We start from the raw sequence: 13,277 nt of genomic DNA, 5'->3' as shown, positions 1-13,277 counted from the left end.
CGTCGATAAGCAAAATAAACTTCAGATGAACTCAAACCAACGCTTACTCACCTTTAAATTGAGGAAGACGTCTCTCAAGCATCGCACGTACACCTTCTTGAGCATCTTGCGATGCAAACAATGGCTTGAGATAACTGTCCATATTCTGAAATGCGAAAACCTCTCCCTGAGTAACCGCATCAGTTGCTGAAGCCAACAATGCTTGTAATGCAAGTGGTGCAGCAATACAGATTTCTTGGGCAATCTCGATAGCCCGATTAAGCTGTGTGCCCTTAGCAACAATCTCAGAAAGCAAATTTAGTTCATTGGCTTTTTGGGCATCAAAAGTTTTCCCTGTCAATAAATACGGCATGGCTTTTTGCCAACCTGCAGCCTGCACAAAACGCACTGTTGCTCCACCAAAAGGCATTATTCCGCGTAATACTTCAAGCTGACCAAAAATCGTGTCTTCGCTCGCGACGACAACATCTGCATTCAACATCAACTCTACCCCAGCGGTATAACAAATCCCTTGTACAGCTACAACAACAGGCTTGGTTCGATGCCGTCCTCCAACCCCCCAAGGGTTAATTTGCCCTTCTTCAAAACTAAAAATCCCTTGAGGAATTTTGGGTTGTAATTCCACCAAGTCCAGACCTGCCGTGAAATGGTCGCCATGTGCAAAAATCACGGCACAACGTAGTTTAGGATTATTTTCATATTCGGTTAAAGCCAGAGATAAATCCTCAATCATATGGCTATCAAAGGCATTTCGTTTTGCCACTCGGTCTAAGCCAATCAACATAATATGGTCCATGATTTCACGGCTTACTTTTCCTAAACTCATTCTTTTAATTCCTGTTTTTTAGTAATAATGTTGGTAACAAACTAGTTGATCATTTTCGAATGATCAAGACATATCTTGTCATTGTTATTCAACGCTACAAGGCTCTACTTTTTGGCTGAATCCGTGCTACCTTATTCAGGTTCATTTTATGTTTAGATTCATTTATGACCGTGCGTTTTTTTCATACGTCTGACTGGCATTTGGGGCAGTTTTTTTATAATCATTCCCGCCATTATGAACATGAACAATTTCTGGCATGGTTACTTGAGCAGATCAAAGCCAAACAGCCGCATGCATTACTCATTGCGGGTGATATTTTTGATGTGATTAATCCCAGCTCACAGGCACAAAAACAACTCTATCAATTCCTTGCCGATGCACACGAGCTTGCCCCACAGATGCAAACTTTGATGATTGCAGGCAATCACGACTCAGGTTATCGCATTGAACAGGTCGAGCCCTTATTAGCAAAATACAATGCTAAAACGGTTGGTGTGATTCATTGGAATCAAGATAAAAGCCTCGATTTAGAACGTTTAATTTTGCCAATTTATGATGAACAAAAGCAGATTGTGGCGTGGTGTATTGCCCTGCCCTTTCTACGTTCAGCTGAAATCACAGGCTTTAATGAACACACCACCAACAGCCAAAATGCGATTGCTTATTTACATCAACAGCTAATCGAAGAAGCCAAACGCCGTAAAACCGATGATCAGGCCCTGATTCTGATGTCACATGCGCATATGCAAGGTGGTGAAACTTCGGATTCAGAGCGGCCGATTATCATTGGCAATGAAGAAGCACTGTCTACAGCCATGTTCGACGATAGCATTGATTATGTAGCACTAGGGCATTTGCATAAACCGCAAAAAGTACAGCATCCACATATTCGTTATAGTGGTTCGCCGATTCCTTTGTCATTTAGTGAAATCAACTATAAGCACCAAGTGGTTGAAGTCAGCATTGATCCTACAAAAAGTGAAGATTCGTTTAACTTTGAAGCTTTGCCGATCCCCAGAAGTATTCAACTGCATAAAATTAAAGATGAACTCAGTGTAGTCATGCAACATCTGCGCAATCTGCCAAATGAACCGATCGAAAATCTTGAGCAGCGTGAATATGTCGATATCGAATATCATACCTCGACACCACCACAGCCGAATCTACGACAACAATTTGAAGATGCATTGCCCAAAGATCGTTATCGACTGGTGCGGATTTCCAGACAATATCTCTCCAATGAAAGCAATGCAGAGAGCAAGCAGAACATTAACTTAGAACCACCGACACCCGAAAAACTATTTCAGCAAATTTGGGAGAAAAAGGGCTATCACGCCGATGATGAAGTAACCAAAGACTTTATGAGTTTGGTCGCAGAAGCGCAAAAGCAACTTGAAGATGATCAGACTGTTTAAGGACCTGCCATGAAAATTTTATCAATACGACTAAAAAATTTGGCATCTCTGGCAGATGAGCACTTTATTGATTTTGAAACTGAGCCTTTGGCCAGTGCTGGACTGATCGCCATTGTTGGAAAAACAGGTGCAGGTAAATCTACGATTTTAGATGCCATGTGTCTGGCGTTATTTAATAAAATTCCCCGCCTTAAAGAAAGTGACGGCAAACTATTAGATGTCGATGGTTCGGAACTACTGACCAACTCCCCTTTAACGGTTCTACGTCGCAGCACAGGACATGGTTTTGCCGAACTGTGTTTTGTGGCACAAGACCAGAAACATTACCTCGCACGTTGGGAAATTAAACGTGCTCGTGAAAATGCCAGTGGTAAATTGCAAAGTGTACAGCGCTCGCTCAAATGTCTGACCGATGGCGTGGTGATTGCAGATAAAACCAAAGCGGTTGAAGCGCATATTCAACAAATTACTCAACTGAGTTTTGAGCAATTCACCCGTGCGGTACTACTGGCACAGTCCGAGGTCACCGCTTTTTTAAAGGCACGAGATAATGAGCGTGGTGAATTACTCGAATATCTGACCAATTCCAGTATTTTTGCCAAAATTGGACAACTGGCTTTTGAAAAAACCCGTGAAATCAGTAACCAACGCAAGCAATTGGAAAATGTGCTCGGTCATATTGAAATCCGTTCAGATGAAGAAATTGCCGAATTACAGGCTCAATTCCAGCAGGTACAGCAACAGGTTCAACAGTTGGAAGCCAACAAAGTTCAGCTCAATCAACAGCAACAATGGTTTGAGCAGCGACAGAAACTTCAAACTGAAATCACACTGAAACAACAACAGCATGACATTCAAATTCAAGCACATCAGGCTTTAGCCGCAGATCGTAATCGACTCAGCCAACTCGAAATATTTTCAGGCATTCGTCCTGTTGTGTTCCAACAGCAACAACTGGAAAAAGCACTGCAACAGCTTGAACCGCAGATTCAATACAAGCAGCAGCACTTTAGCGCTGTAAGCACCCAATTTGAGCAAGAAAAAACGGCTTATACGCGGGCTGAAACAGCCTTACAGCAATTTCAGAGTTTTGAACAAAACCATCAGCATGAACTCACTCAAGTGCGTAAATATGTACAGGAACGTGAATACATTGCCGATGAATATAAGAAAACCAAACTCCGCTTAAACCAAAACGAAGCGCAACAACAACCATTACTTGAGCAGCAACAGCAGTTTGAACAAAGTCACCATAGCTTATCGATACAACAACAAAGCTGCTCTGATCAACTGCAACAGAGCGCACAATTCTCCACTTTAGATAAGGGCTTGAATGCACATCTTCAGCAGCTGCAGCAATTTATTCTGCAATACCAAAAAGTCGAACAAAATTTAGGTTCGATTCAACAGGCACAATCCAAACTTGAACAAGATCAGATCGTATTGAATGAGCTCATTCAAAAATTTGGCACACCACAACAGATTGAAAGCCAGCTTGAACAGAAACAAAAACTCAGAGAACAGCAACAAGCCCAACTGAATCAACTGGATCTAATTCAGCAAAAGTTACAGCATTATTTTGAACTTAACAAAGACCGTGATGAACTAAGCCATAAGCTCAGTAGCACACAGCAACAACATCAGCAACTTGACCAACAACTGCAAACTAGCCAAGGCGCATTCCAATCTGCCAAAAATGAACGGGAAAAATTGCAGCAGATATTGCAACAACAACGTTTATTACATGCTGAAAATATTGAACATCTCCGTGCAGAACTCAAACACGGAAAAGCCTGTCTGGTCTGTGGTAGCACCGAACATCCCTATCGTGATGATGCAAGTCAGCTCTCCAAAGCCTTGTATGAGCTGCAACAACAGCAAGAACAACAGGCCATTCAGCAAGAGCAACAATGCTTTCAACTTTGGCAAAACACACAGCAGCAATTTACACAGATTCATACCGAACTGACTCAATTGCAATCCGCAGTGCAACAAGCAGATGACAAATTCAAACTGCAACATCAGGAGTTAGTCAAACATACCGTACAGTTCGACATTCAGTTAGATTTAACCCAACCACATGCTGAAATCACGGTCGCTCAACAACAATGGACGAGTGAAGCAACTCAACTCAAACAGCAGATTGAAATTGAGTTACAGCAACTGCATCAGGCCAATAAAGACCACTATCACCTGACTCAAACGATTCAAAATATCCGCTATCAACTCGAAAGCGTACAGCAGTTACAGCAACAGATTCAGCATGTTGTAGATTGCCTGACTAGCGATGAACAAAACTTATGGCAACAGCAAACGCTAAGCTCTGCTCAACAGCTAGCACAACGTTTACAGCAACGTGTTCAACAGATTGAACAAGCTGAAACACTCAGCAAGCAACAGCAGCAGCTTGAACAGCAACTGAATCTATTAAAGACCAATTTAACAAGCTTGAACACTCAACATGCGGAGTTTAGCCAGCAACTCAAAGATGTCGAGCTGAAAGGCAAACAAAATACAGAGTCAGCGCATCAATTAGTTGTGGGAATGACAGGTTTAACTGAACTGAAAGCCAATGAATGGTTAAACCAACACGATCAACAGCGTCAGCAACTCCAAAATCAATATCAGCAAATCAAGCAGCGTTTTGAACAGACTCGTCAAATCTATGAACAGCAGAAAAATGAACTGGAACAGCTCAAGGCTCAACAACAACAGCAACAATCTACTCTTGCTGAATCTAAAACTGAAATTCGAGCATGGTTAAGCCAGCATCCTGAGTTTGAAGAGCATCAATTAGCGGACTTACTTGCTATTCGTGCTGAGCAAGAACAGCACATTCGAACATCGCTACAACATGCAGAACGCTTACTCAATGAGGCCGCCTCTGCATTGAAAACGCTGCAACATCAATTACAGATACATCAGCAACAACAGCCACCCATCGAACACACCCAGTTGATTGAGTACATCCATCTCAATCATGAGAAGCTACAACAGCAAGCCGAACAACGTGATCAGTTCAAACTGAAATTAGAAGTACATCAACAAAACCTTGCCAAGCAAAAACAATTTGCAGATCAAATCCAGCAGATTCAGCAGCAGGAACACCGTTGGAATAAGATTTCTAGTTTAATTGGCGATTCCAAAGGTAAAGATTTCCGTGACTTAGCTCAGCAATATAATCTGGATATTTTGCTGGAATATGCCAATCAACAATTAGCAATGCTATCGCAGCGTTATACCTTAAAACGTTTGGATAACTCCCTCAGCCTAGCCATTATTGACCATGATATGGATGGAGAAACCCGTTCAGTGGCTTCACTGTCTGGTGGTGAGTCTTTCCTGACTGCCCTTGCGATTTCCTTGGCAATTGCCAATATGGCTTCAGGTTCCATGAAAATCGAATCGCTATTTATTGATGAAGGTTTTGGTACTTTGGATGCATCTTCGTTGCATATGGTGATGAATGCGCTAGATCAACTGCAAAGCCAAGGCCGTAAAGTGGTATTGATCTCGCATATTCAGGAAATGCATGAGCGTATTCCTGTACAGATTCAGGTACAGCCAATTGGCTCAGGTTCAAGTCGGATTGAGCTGGTGGGCTGATACAGGGCTTAACCAGTTACCCGAAACATAGTTTCTCGTCTCGCGCTTCGGGCAAATGAGAAACATAGCTTCGCAAGACATCGTGAAACGAGGTAGCTTTGCTTTTCCTCGCTCATCCTCTTGCACCAAACAATGCTGTGCCTACTCTAACCATGGTTGAACCTGCTGCAATCGCAGCTTCGAGATCGGCAGACATGCCCATACTTAATGTATCCCAGTCTTGCGGCTGTGCATGTTGAGCTTTCACTTGCTCAAATAGCACTTTAGCATCAGCAAATGCGGCATGATTTTCAGGTGCTGGAATCACCATCAATCCACGCAAACGGATATTTGGAAGCTGACTGATTTGATGAACCAATTCTAAAACCTCATTTGGTTGGCAACCATCTTTAGAATTTTGCCCATCAATATTTACCTGAATACAGATATTTAACGGTTTTTGATTTTCTAAACGTTGCTTGGATAAACGTTCTGCAATAATGAAGCGATCGACTCCATGCACCCAATCAAATGTTTCTGCTAAATGCTTGGTTTTATTGCGTTGTACATGACCAATAAAATGCCATTCAATATCTAAATCTTGTAATTCATCAATTTTAGTCAAGGCTTCTTGCAAATAATTTTCACCAAAACAACGCTGACCAACAGTATACATTTCTCGTAAGGTTTGGCTCGGATGAGTCTTTGAAACAGCCAACAATTGTACAGTCGAAGGATCACGTTTCACCTGCTGGCAAGCTTGCTCTATTTGATTTAAAACAGATTGACGGAATTGCTCAGATTTATTCATTGACACAGTTCTCACTTACAAAATCTTTTTTCTCTCACATTCTATAATATGTTGGTAACACAGAGTGAAAGCCGTATATTATTCTATAAAAGAGTGAGGCATTTTGATTGTTTCGGGGAAATCATGGATATTACAGAATTACTAGCATTTGCAGTTAAAAACGGTGCTTCAGACTTACATCTTTCATCAGGTATGCCACCAATGATTCGTGTAGATGGTGAAGTCCGTCGTATTAATTTACCAGCACTAGAACATAAAGATGTACATCGCTTAGTGTATGACATCATGAATGATAAACAACGTCGTGATTATGAAGAAGATCTAGAAACTGACTTTTCATTTGAAGTGCCTAATATTGCACGTTTCCGTGTGAACGCATTTAACCAAAACCGTGGCGCTGGCGCGGTATTCCGTACCATTCCATCTAAAGTTTTAACCATGGAAGACCTTGGTTTAGGTTCAATTTTTAAAGAAATTTGTGATTATCCACGGGGTATCGTTTTGGTCACAGGACCTACGGGTTCTGGTAAATCAACGACGCTCGCTGCGATGATCGACTATATCAACGAAAACCGCTATGACCACATTTTAACGGTTGAAGACCCAATCGAATTTGTACACCAATCTAAAAAATGCCTGATCAACCAGCGTGAAGTGCACCGTGATACACATGGCTTCAATGAAGCACTGCGTTCAGCACTGCGTGAAGACCCTGACATTATCCTTGTGGGTGAGATGCGTGATTTGGAAACCATTCGTCTGGCATTGACTGCTGCGGAAACGGGTCACTTGGTTTTTGGTACACTGCATACGACCTCTGCAGCGAAAACAATTGACCGTGTCATCGACGTATTCCCTGCCGAAGAAAAAGATATGGTTCGTGCCATGCTTTCTGAATCACTACAAGCCGTTATTTCACAAACATTATTGAAGAAAAATGGCGGTGGTCGTGTTGCAGCACATGAAATCATGATTGGAATTCCAGCAATTCGTAACCTTGTACGTGAAAATAAAGTAGCTCAGATGTATTCTGCCATCCAAACGGGTGCAAACTACGGTATGACTACACTTGATCAAAGTCTTAAGACCTTGGTTTCAAAAGGTGTTATTAGTCCTCAAGTTGCCCGTACCGTAGCAAAACAACCTGAGTCATTCCTATAATAATAAACGGATTAGAGAAATATCATGGACTTTAATGATTTACTCAATTTAATGATTCAACAAAGTGCATCTGATTTATTTGTCACTGCAGATGTTGAACCATCAATGAAGATCAACGGTCAAATTGTGCCTGTTTCAAAGTCTAAACTCTCAGGTGAAGTCGTTGGTCAGTTACTTCATTCAATTATGTCAGATAAGCAGCGTAAAGAATTTGCTGAAACAAGAGAGTGTAATTTTGCGATCGTCAATCGTGAGAAAACAGCCCGTTTTCGTGTAAGTGCCTTTCAACAACGTGATATGCCTGGAATGGTTTTACGTCGTATTGAAACTGTCATTCCAACCATGGATGAACTCAAGCTGCCTAGTGTGCTAAAAGAACTCGCCATGACCAAACGCGGTATCATTATCTTTGTAGGCGCAACAGGTACAGGTAAATCAACCTCATTAGCTTCGATGATTGGTTACCGTAACCAAAATTCAAAGGGCCATATTATTACCATTGAAGACCCAATCGAATTCGTACATCAACATGCGGGTTGTATTGTCACTCAACGTGAAGTCGGGATTGATACAGATTCATTTGAAGTCGCATTAAAAAATACGCTTCGCCAAGCACCTGATGTAATCTTAATTGGTGAAATTCGTTCTCGTGAAACCATGGACTATGCGATTGCTTTTGCGGAAACAGGTCACTTAGTACTCGCAACACTACACGCAAATAATGCGAACCAAGCACTAGATCGCATTGTCCACTTCTTTGAAGCAGATCGCCATCCTCAATTGCATATGGATTTATCACTTAATCTCAAGGCGATGGTTGCTCAACAGTTGATTCCAACGCCAGATGGTAATTCACGTCGTGCAGCAATTGAGATTCTGATTAATACACCACTTTTGGCAGATTACATACGCAAAGGTGAAGTACACGAAATCAAAGATCTCATGAAGCGCTCTCGTGAGTTGGGTATGCAGACTTTTGACCAAGCATTATTTGATTTATATAAAGCAGGTGAAATTACGTATAAAGATGCACTGAAGCATGCTGACTCGCCAAATGACTTACGTCTCACAATTAAACTTTCAGAAGAAGGTACAAATCAGTTATTGAGTGCGAGCCGAAATATTACCTTTGATGGTCAATAATTCAAATTAAGACATTAAAAAAAGGAAGGTTTTAAAAAACCTTCCTTTTTATTTGTTTAATTTTAGTAAAGTACTAAGCTTTAACTAAATCAAACTCATTTTTTACGATAAGCATCTTGGCATTCAGAATCACTACAATAACCGTATAAGTTTAATGAATGGCCAGTTAAGGCAAAATTATGCTGATCTGCAACAGCATGTTGCTCTTTCTCAATAATATCATTCGTAAATTCAACAACTTTGTTGCAATTTAAGCAAACAAGGTGATCATGATGATCTTCTTGCATGATTTCAAAAACTGAATGATTATTTTCAAAATGATGACGTTGGATAATGCCAGCCGCTTCAAATTGTGTTAACACTCGGTAAACAGTTGCTAAACCAACATCTTCACCTTGTTCAAGCAAAGTTTTATAAATATCTTCAGCACTTAAATGATGTTGTTTTGAATTTTCTAACAATTCCAAAATCTTAATACGAGGAAGGGTGACTTTAAGTCCAGCTTTGCGTAAGTCTTGATTGGAAATAGGCATTTAAAAAGGTCTCTCAACAAATCTTAAGTTGGAATAGGCAATAGAGTTTAGATGCAGTATGATCTATCCTTGAACCAAATGCATCATCATTTATCAGGATAGTGTAGCAAAATGCAAAAAATCATGCTGGCGTTATTCGTCACTTCAGTACTTAGCGGTTGTTCAGTCTTTGGTGTTTATAAAGTCGATATTCCACAGGGAACACCATTAACTAAAGCACAAGCATCACAAGTACAAGTCGGCATGAGCTTTCAGCAAGTCCGTTTCTTACTGGGTAGTCCAACTGTTACAGATCCATTAAATCCATTACGTTGGGACTATATCTACAACTACACACCAGGTACTTATGCTAAAAAAGCAAAAATACCAGCAGTGCGTGGTCAACACTTAAAAGTTTATTTCGATGCGAATGGCAATGTAGAACGTCTAGAAGGTTTAGATACGATTCCCGAATCACAACCTGGTTTACCAGCATCAAAAGAAGCGATTCTGACTGCGCCACCACTATAAATAGTTTCCAAAAAAAAGAAACCCCTCACCGAATCATTCGTGAGGGGTTTTATTTATGAACTTGATGGTCTGAAACGATTACCCTTAATAAAACGTCCAACGGGGTTCTTTGCGGCACGCTTGCGTCGAATATCTTTAGGATTAATCGTCAATGGACGATAAATCTCTACTCGATCACCCACTTGCAAAACAGTATCTACCTCAATCTTGCTACCAAATACACCAAGATTTAAAAGCTCTGGAAGTTTTACCTGTTCTGCTAAACCACTTGCATCAATCGCTTGTTGTGCAGTCATTCCTTCATTGAATGGAACGGCAATCATAAATTGCTGTTCAGGTGTCGCAAATGCAACCCAAACCTGTTTCTGTTCCATTATAAAACTTGCCCAATAATTGCGACAATCGCAATCAAAATTGAAAGCGGTAAAACTAAACGTACCGCAATACGCCATACGTTATAAAATAATTCGTTACTAAAGCCCATGGCCTTACGAAGATGGCTAATCTTCATAACCCAGCCTGCAAAAACGGCATAAATTAAACAAATCACTAATCCCCAAATCATCAATAGAGTATTAAAAATTTGGTCAACTTGTGGCACAGCCCAAACTGCAATTGCCGCGAGAATAATGCCCCATTGAATAATGATTGCAAGTTGGCGTTGTGCTAACTGCTCTTTAGCACATTGGATCAATAATGCAGCAGACATTATCGCAGCAAAAACCCACGCTAATGCTGGAAGTTGCGCTTGGGTAGAGAAGAAACCAAATGCAATGACAGCAATAAGCTGCGCGACCCAGATCGGAAAGACTGAACTTGTGACCGCTTGTTGTTTTTTCACTGTCACTAAGCTACTTTGCCAATACAATCCTAGACCTAGACCACTTGCGACTAAAGCGAGCACTGTAGCATTGCCCCACTCTATAAACTCAATACCTGTCCAGTGCCAAGTCGTTAACTGAGTGCCCATCACATTTGCACCAATGAAAGCAGCAATGACTCCAATTGTTGTAAGCCCAATTAAAAATTGGCGCGGTATAAAAGATAAACCAAGCGCTATAACGGCAAAAACAGCAAAAAGGATTTGAACAGGAAGATCTAATCCAAGCTGCTCAGTCACAATGTGAGCAGAGGTATTTATCATACTGCCTGCAAAGAAAGGAACAAAAACAACAGCGAACCAACCTACTAAACGCCATTTCGGGGAAGCATCAGCATCACGCGTTAAAGTAGAAAGTGCTTGTAACGCGGTCATCTGTGAACGTTTCGCTAAGGCAATTTCAAGAAAACCAATCGGTAGTGCTAATAAAAGCATGGTTCCTAGCCACAATAACCAAAAATCAAATTGACGATCAATTTGAATACCCACTGTTGGTGCTAATGTGCTAATCATGACAAAAGATAAGCAAAACGCCATCACTGGTGTAAGCCAGCGTGACAGAGTTGTGTCCTGCATACTGCATTCCTTAAAAAGCTTTGAACTCATTGTGCTTCTTTATGGAGCTTACAATGAAATATTCAATCTATTTTGCCTTTGTCACGTCTGAAAATCAAAACAAAAGATACCCAAAGAAAAAGGCAAATCACCATAAAGATGACTTGCCGCGCCTAGTTATTATTATGTAAATCTGACCTCTTATTTTTTACTCATCTTCACCTTATTATTTTTCTACCATAAGAGGTCTTATTGTTATTATTTTATTGTTAAGCAAAGAACCGTGAAAACCAATTCTTGCCTTTTTTCTTTTCATTTTCTTTAATAATGCCAATCATATTTTCTCTTACTGCACCAACATAATCTGCATCATCATGGCGAATATGATTAATTAACCATTTAGAGAGAGCTTCATGCAATTCTTTATCAATTTCATGACCCAGTTCAAAGCGCTCACGATAAGCTTCTATTTTTTTAATAAATAAGTCATGCACACGCTTGTGAGGTACACGATACTTATAGTTTGCTTCTTCTTGTAAACTTTCTTCAAAGGTAAAATGTGATTGTGTATAGTCAATAATATTATCTAATACACTTTTCATTTTTACACGATCATGTGAATATTTTAAATCAGCGATTTCATTAATATAATCCAGAATACGTCGATGCTGATCATCGATTACCTCTATTCCTGTATTATATTCGGTAGACCATTTCATGCCCATATCGATTCCTAAAACCAATGTGATTTATTGAATAAGGACATAATATCGACTAAGTAATTAAATAAAAACACAGCATTTTTGTCAGATTTTAAATATTTTCAATAAAATAAATTAACTTATTGTTTTGTATTTATTTAAATATTTTACCCAATCAAAATACTCAAGTATTTTTTAACCAATTTTAAAACCAAACTCAAAATGGAATTTAAATATAAAAAGTTAAGGAATTTATATTATAAAAAAGGTATATATCATGTATTAATCTTGATTATACCTAATTAATATTGATCTGCTTTGGTGATTCGTTTTAACAGTGGATTGTCTGCTTCTCGAATTAAACGTTCAACACGTGTGAGTGCATATTTAATAGGTTTCCCATGCTGAAATAAAATCATTTCGCCTGGCTGATATGCAGTCCATGATTCATTATGTGTGAGCGGTTCAGTCGTGATAACAGCAACACGATCTTCAGGTGTCGTTACCTCGCTAAAATCTACTTTGACGTCTAAATCAATTAAATGCGCAGGTTGAAATGGATATTCTCTTACTAACCAATGCAGTTTAGTTGTCGCATAACTAAATAATGCTTGCCCATTGGATAGGCAAAAATTAAACGTGCCATGTTCAGCAATTTCAGGTGAAATCCGTTCTAACAGAGAAAAAATTTTCTCTATACACGGTTCTGTATATCCAAACGCTTCAACCATTTGATCTAATAAATAACAAAAAGCACGTTCGCTGTCTGTATTACCGACCGGTTCAAAGCGACCACTAAGCTGAGGATTAAAATCGTGTAGATCACCGTTATGCGCAAAAATCCAATGCCGCCCCCATAACTCACGTAAAAATGGATGTGAATTTTCTAGCGTAATTTTGCCTTGTGTTGCTTTTCGGATATGTGCAATCACATTACGAGATTTAATAGGATAATTACGAATTAAATCTGCAATTGGTGATTCAACTGCAGATTGATTATCAACAAATAACCGACATGCTTTGTCTTCAAAAAATGCGATACCAAAGCCATCACAATGATCAGACGTAATGCCAGCTCGTTGAGAAAATCCACGAAAGGAAAAAGTAATATCTGTTGGTGTAGCGCAATTCATTCCTAATAGCTGGCACATATCTTC

At 39.9% G+C, this 13,277-nt stretch carries 12 protein-coding genes; 5 read left to right on the top strand and 7 right to left on the bottom strand.

Translation table 11 applies throughout. The annotated features are described in order from the left end of the window. Window positions 1–43 precede the first annotated feature (43 nt). Window positions 44–826, bottom strand: coding sequence for a crotonase/enoyl-CoA hydratase family protein (locus CDG59_RS09030; protein WP_087544935.1), 783 nt, complete (start codon window positions 824–826; stop codon window positions 44–46). A gap of 164 nt (window positions 827–990) precedes the next feature. On the opposite strand from CDG59_RS09030, the gene CDG59_RS09025 reads away from it, so the two are divergent. Together CDG59_RS09025 and CDG59_RS09020 are read left to right on the top strand one after the other, a co-directional pair. After that, complete coding sequence (locus CDG59_RS09025; protein ID WP_087544934.1) at window positions 991–2,241, top strand: exonuclease SbcCD subunit D; 1,251 nt, start codon at window positions 991–993, stop codon at window positions 2,239–2,241. Between the two features lie 9 nt (window positions 2,242–2,250). Continuing rightward, window positions 2,251–5,847: an AAA family ATPase gene (locus CDG59_RS09020; RefSeq protein WP_087544932.1), complete on the top strand. Its 3,597-nt coding sequence runs from the start codon at window positions 2,251–2,253 to the stop codon at window positions 5,845–5,847. 112 nt (window positions 5,848–5,959) lie between these two features. Here CDG59_RS09020 and CDG59_RS09015 read toward each other — a convergent pair whose 3' ends face one another. Then, on the bottom strand, window positions 5,960–6,637 hold the full coding sequence (locus CDG59_RS09015; RefSeq protein ID WP_005158226.1) for a YggS family pyridoxal phosphate-dependent enzyme: 678 nt from the start codon (window positions 6,635–6,637) through the stop codon (window positions 5,960–5,962). A gap of 123 nt (window positions 6,638–6,760) precedes the next feature. Between CDG59_RS09015 and CDG59_RS09010 the strand changes: the two genes are divergently transcribed. Both CDG59_RS09010 and CDG59_RS09005 read left to right on the top strand, forming a co-directional pair. Further along, window positions 6,761–7,798, top strand: a complete 1,038-nt coding sequence (locus CDG59_RS09010) for a type IV pilus twitching motility protein PilT (RefSeq protein ID WP_087544931.1) — start codon at window positions 6,761–6,763, stop codon at window positions 7,796–7,798. 24 nt (window positions 7,799–7,822) lie between these two features. Then, complete coding sequence (locus tag CDG59_RS09005) at window positions 7,823–8,941, top strand: PilT/PilU family type 4a pilus ATPase (RefSeq protein WP_087544929.1); 1,119 nt, start codon at window positions 7,823–7,825, stop codon at window positions 8,939–8,941. Between the two features lie 95 nt (window positions 8,942–9,036). Here the strand turns inward: CDG59_RS09005 and fur are convergent, their stop codons facing one another. Continuing rightward, the gene (gene fur, locus CDG59_RS09000; protein ID WP_004663428.1) at window positions 9,037–9,474 is read right to left on the bottom strand and encodes a ferric iron uptake transcriptional regulator; all 438 of its coding nucleotides are present in this window, start codon (window positions 9,472–9,474) and stop codon (window positions 9,037–9,039) included. A 111-nt stretch (window positions 9,475–9,585) separates the two neighbouring features. Here fur and CDG59_RS08995 point away from each other — a divergent pair, with 111 nt between their 5' ends. Further along, entirely contained in the window at window positions 9,586–9,984 is a 399-nt protein-coding gene (locus tag CDG59_RS08995) for an outer membrane protein assembly factor BamE (RefSeq protein WP_004663429.1), read from the top strand. A gap of 53 nt (window positions 9,985–10,037) precedes the next feature. Here the strand turns inward: CDG59_RS08995 and CDG59_RS08990 are convergent, their stop codons facing one another. From CDG59_RS08990 to CDG59_RS08975, 4 genes are all read right to left on the bottom strand, one after another. Continuing rightward, window positions 10,038–10,358, bottom strand: a complete 321-nt coding sequence (locus CDG59_RS08990; RefSeq protein WP_005158232.1) for an RnfH family protein — start codon at window positions 10,356–10,358, stop codon at window positions 10,038–10,040. Beyond that, a complete protein-coding gene (locus tag CDG59_RS08985) occupies window positions 10,358–11,440 on the bottom strand; it encodes a hypothetical protein (protein ID WP_087544927.1) in 1,083 nt (360 codons plus the stop codon). Before CDG59_RS08985 ends, CDG59_RS08990 begins: the two co-directional genes overlap by 1 nt. Window positions 11,441–11,688: 248 nt before the next feature. Beyond that, window positions 11,689–12,144 carry a bacteriohemerythrin gene (locus CDG59_RS08980; protein ID WP_004663432.1) on the bottom strand — a complete coding sequence of 152 codons (456 nt, stop codon included), beginning with the start codon at window positions 12,142–12,144 and terminating at the stop codon, window positions 11,689–11,691. Between the two features lie 278 nt (window positions 12,145–12,422). Continuing rightward, on the bottom strand, window positions 12,423–13,271 hold the full coding sequence (locus tag CDG59_RS08975; RefSeq protein ID WP_087544925.1) for a class II glutamine amidotransferase: 849 nt from the start codon (window positions 13,269–13,271) through the stop codon (window positions 12,423–12,425). Between the last annotated feature and the right edge of the window lie 6 nt (window positions 13,272–13,277).

The organism is Acinetobacter sp. WCHA29 (assembly GCF_002165335.1).
GTDB lineage: Bacteria > Pseudomonadota > Gammaproteobacteria > Pseudomonadales > Moraxellaceae > Acinetobacter.
Note: the sequence above shows the minus strand (reverse complement) of the source record. Positions and strands in the feature narration are given on the sequence as shown.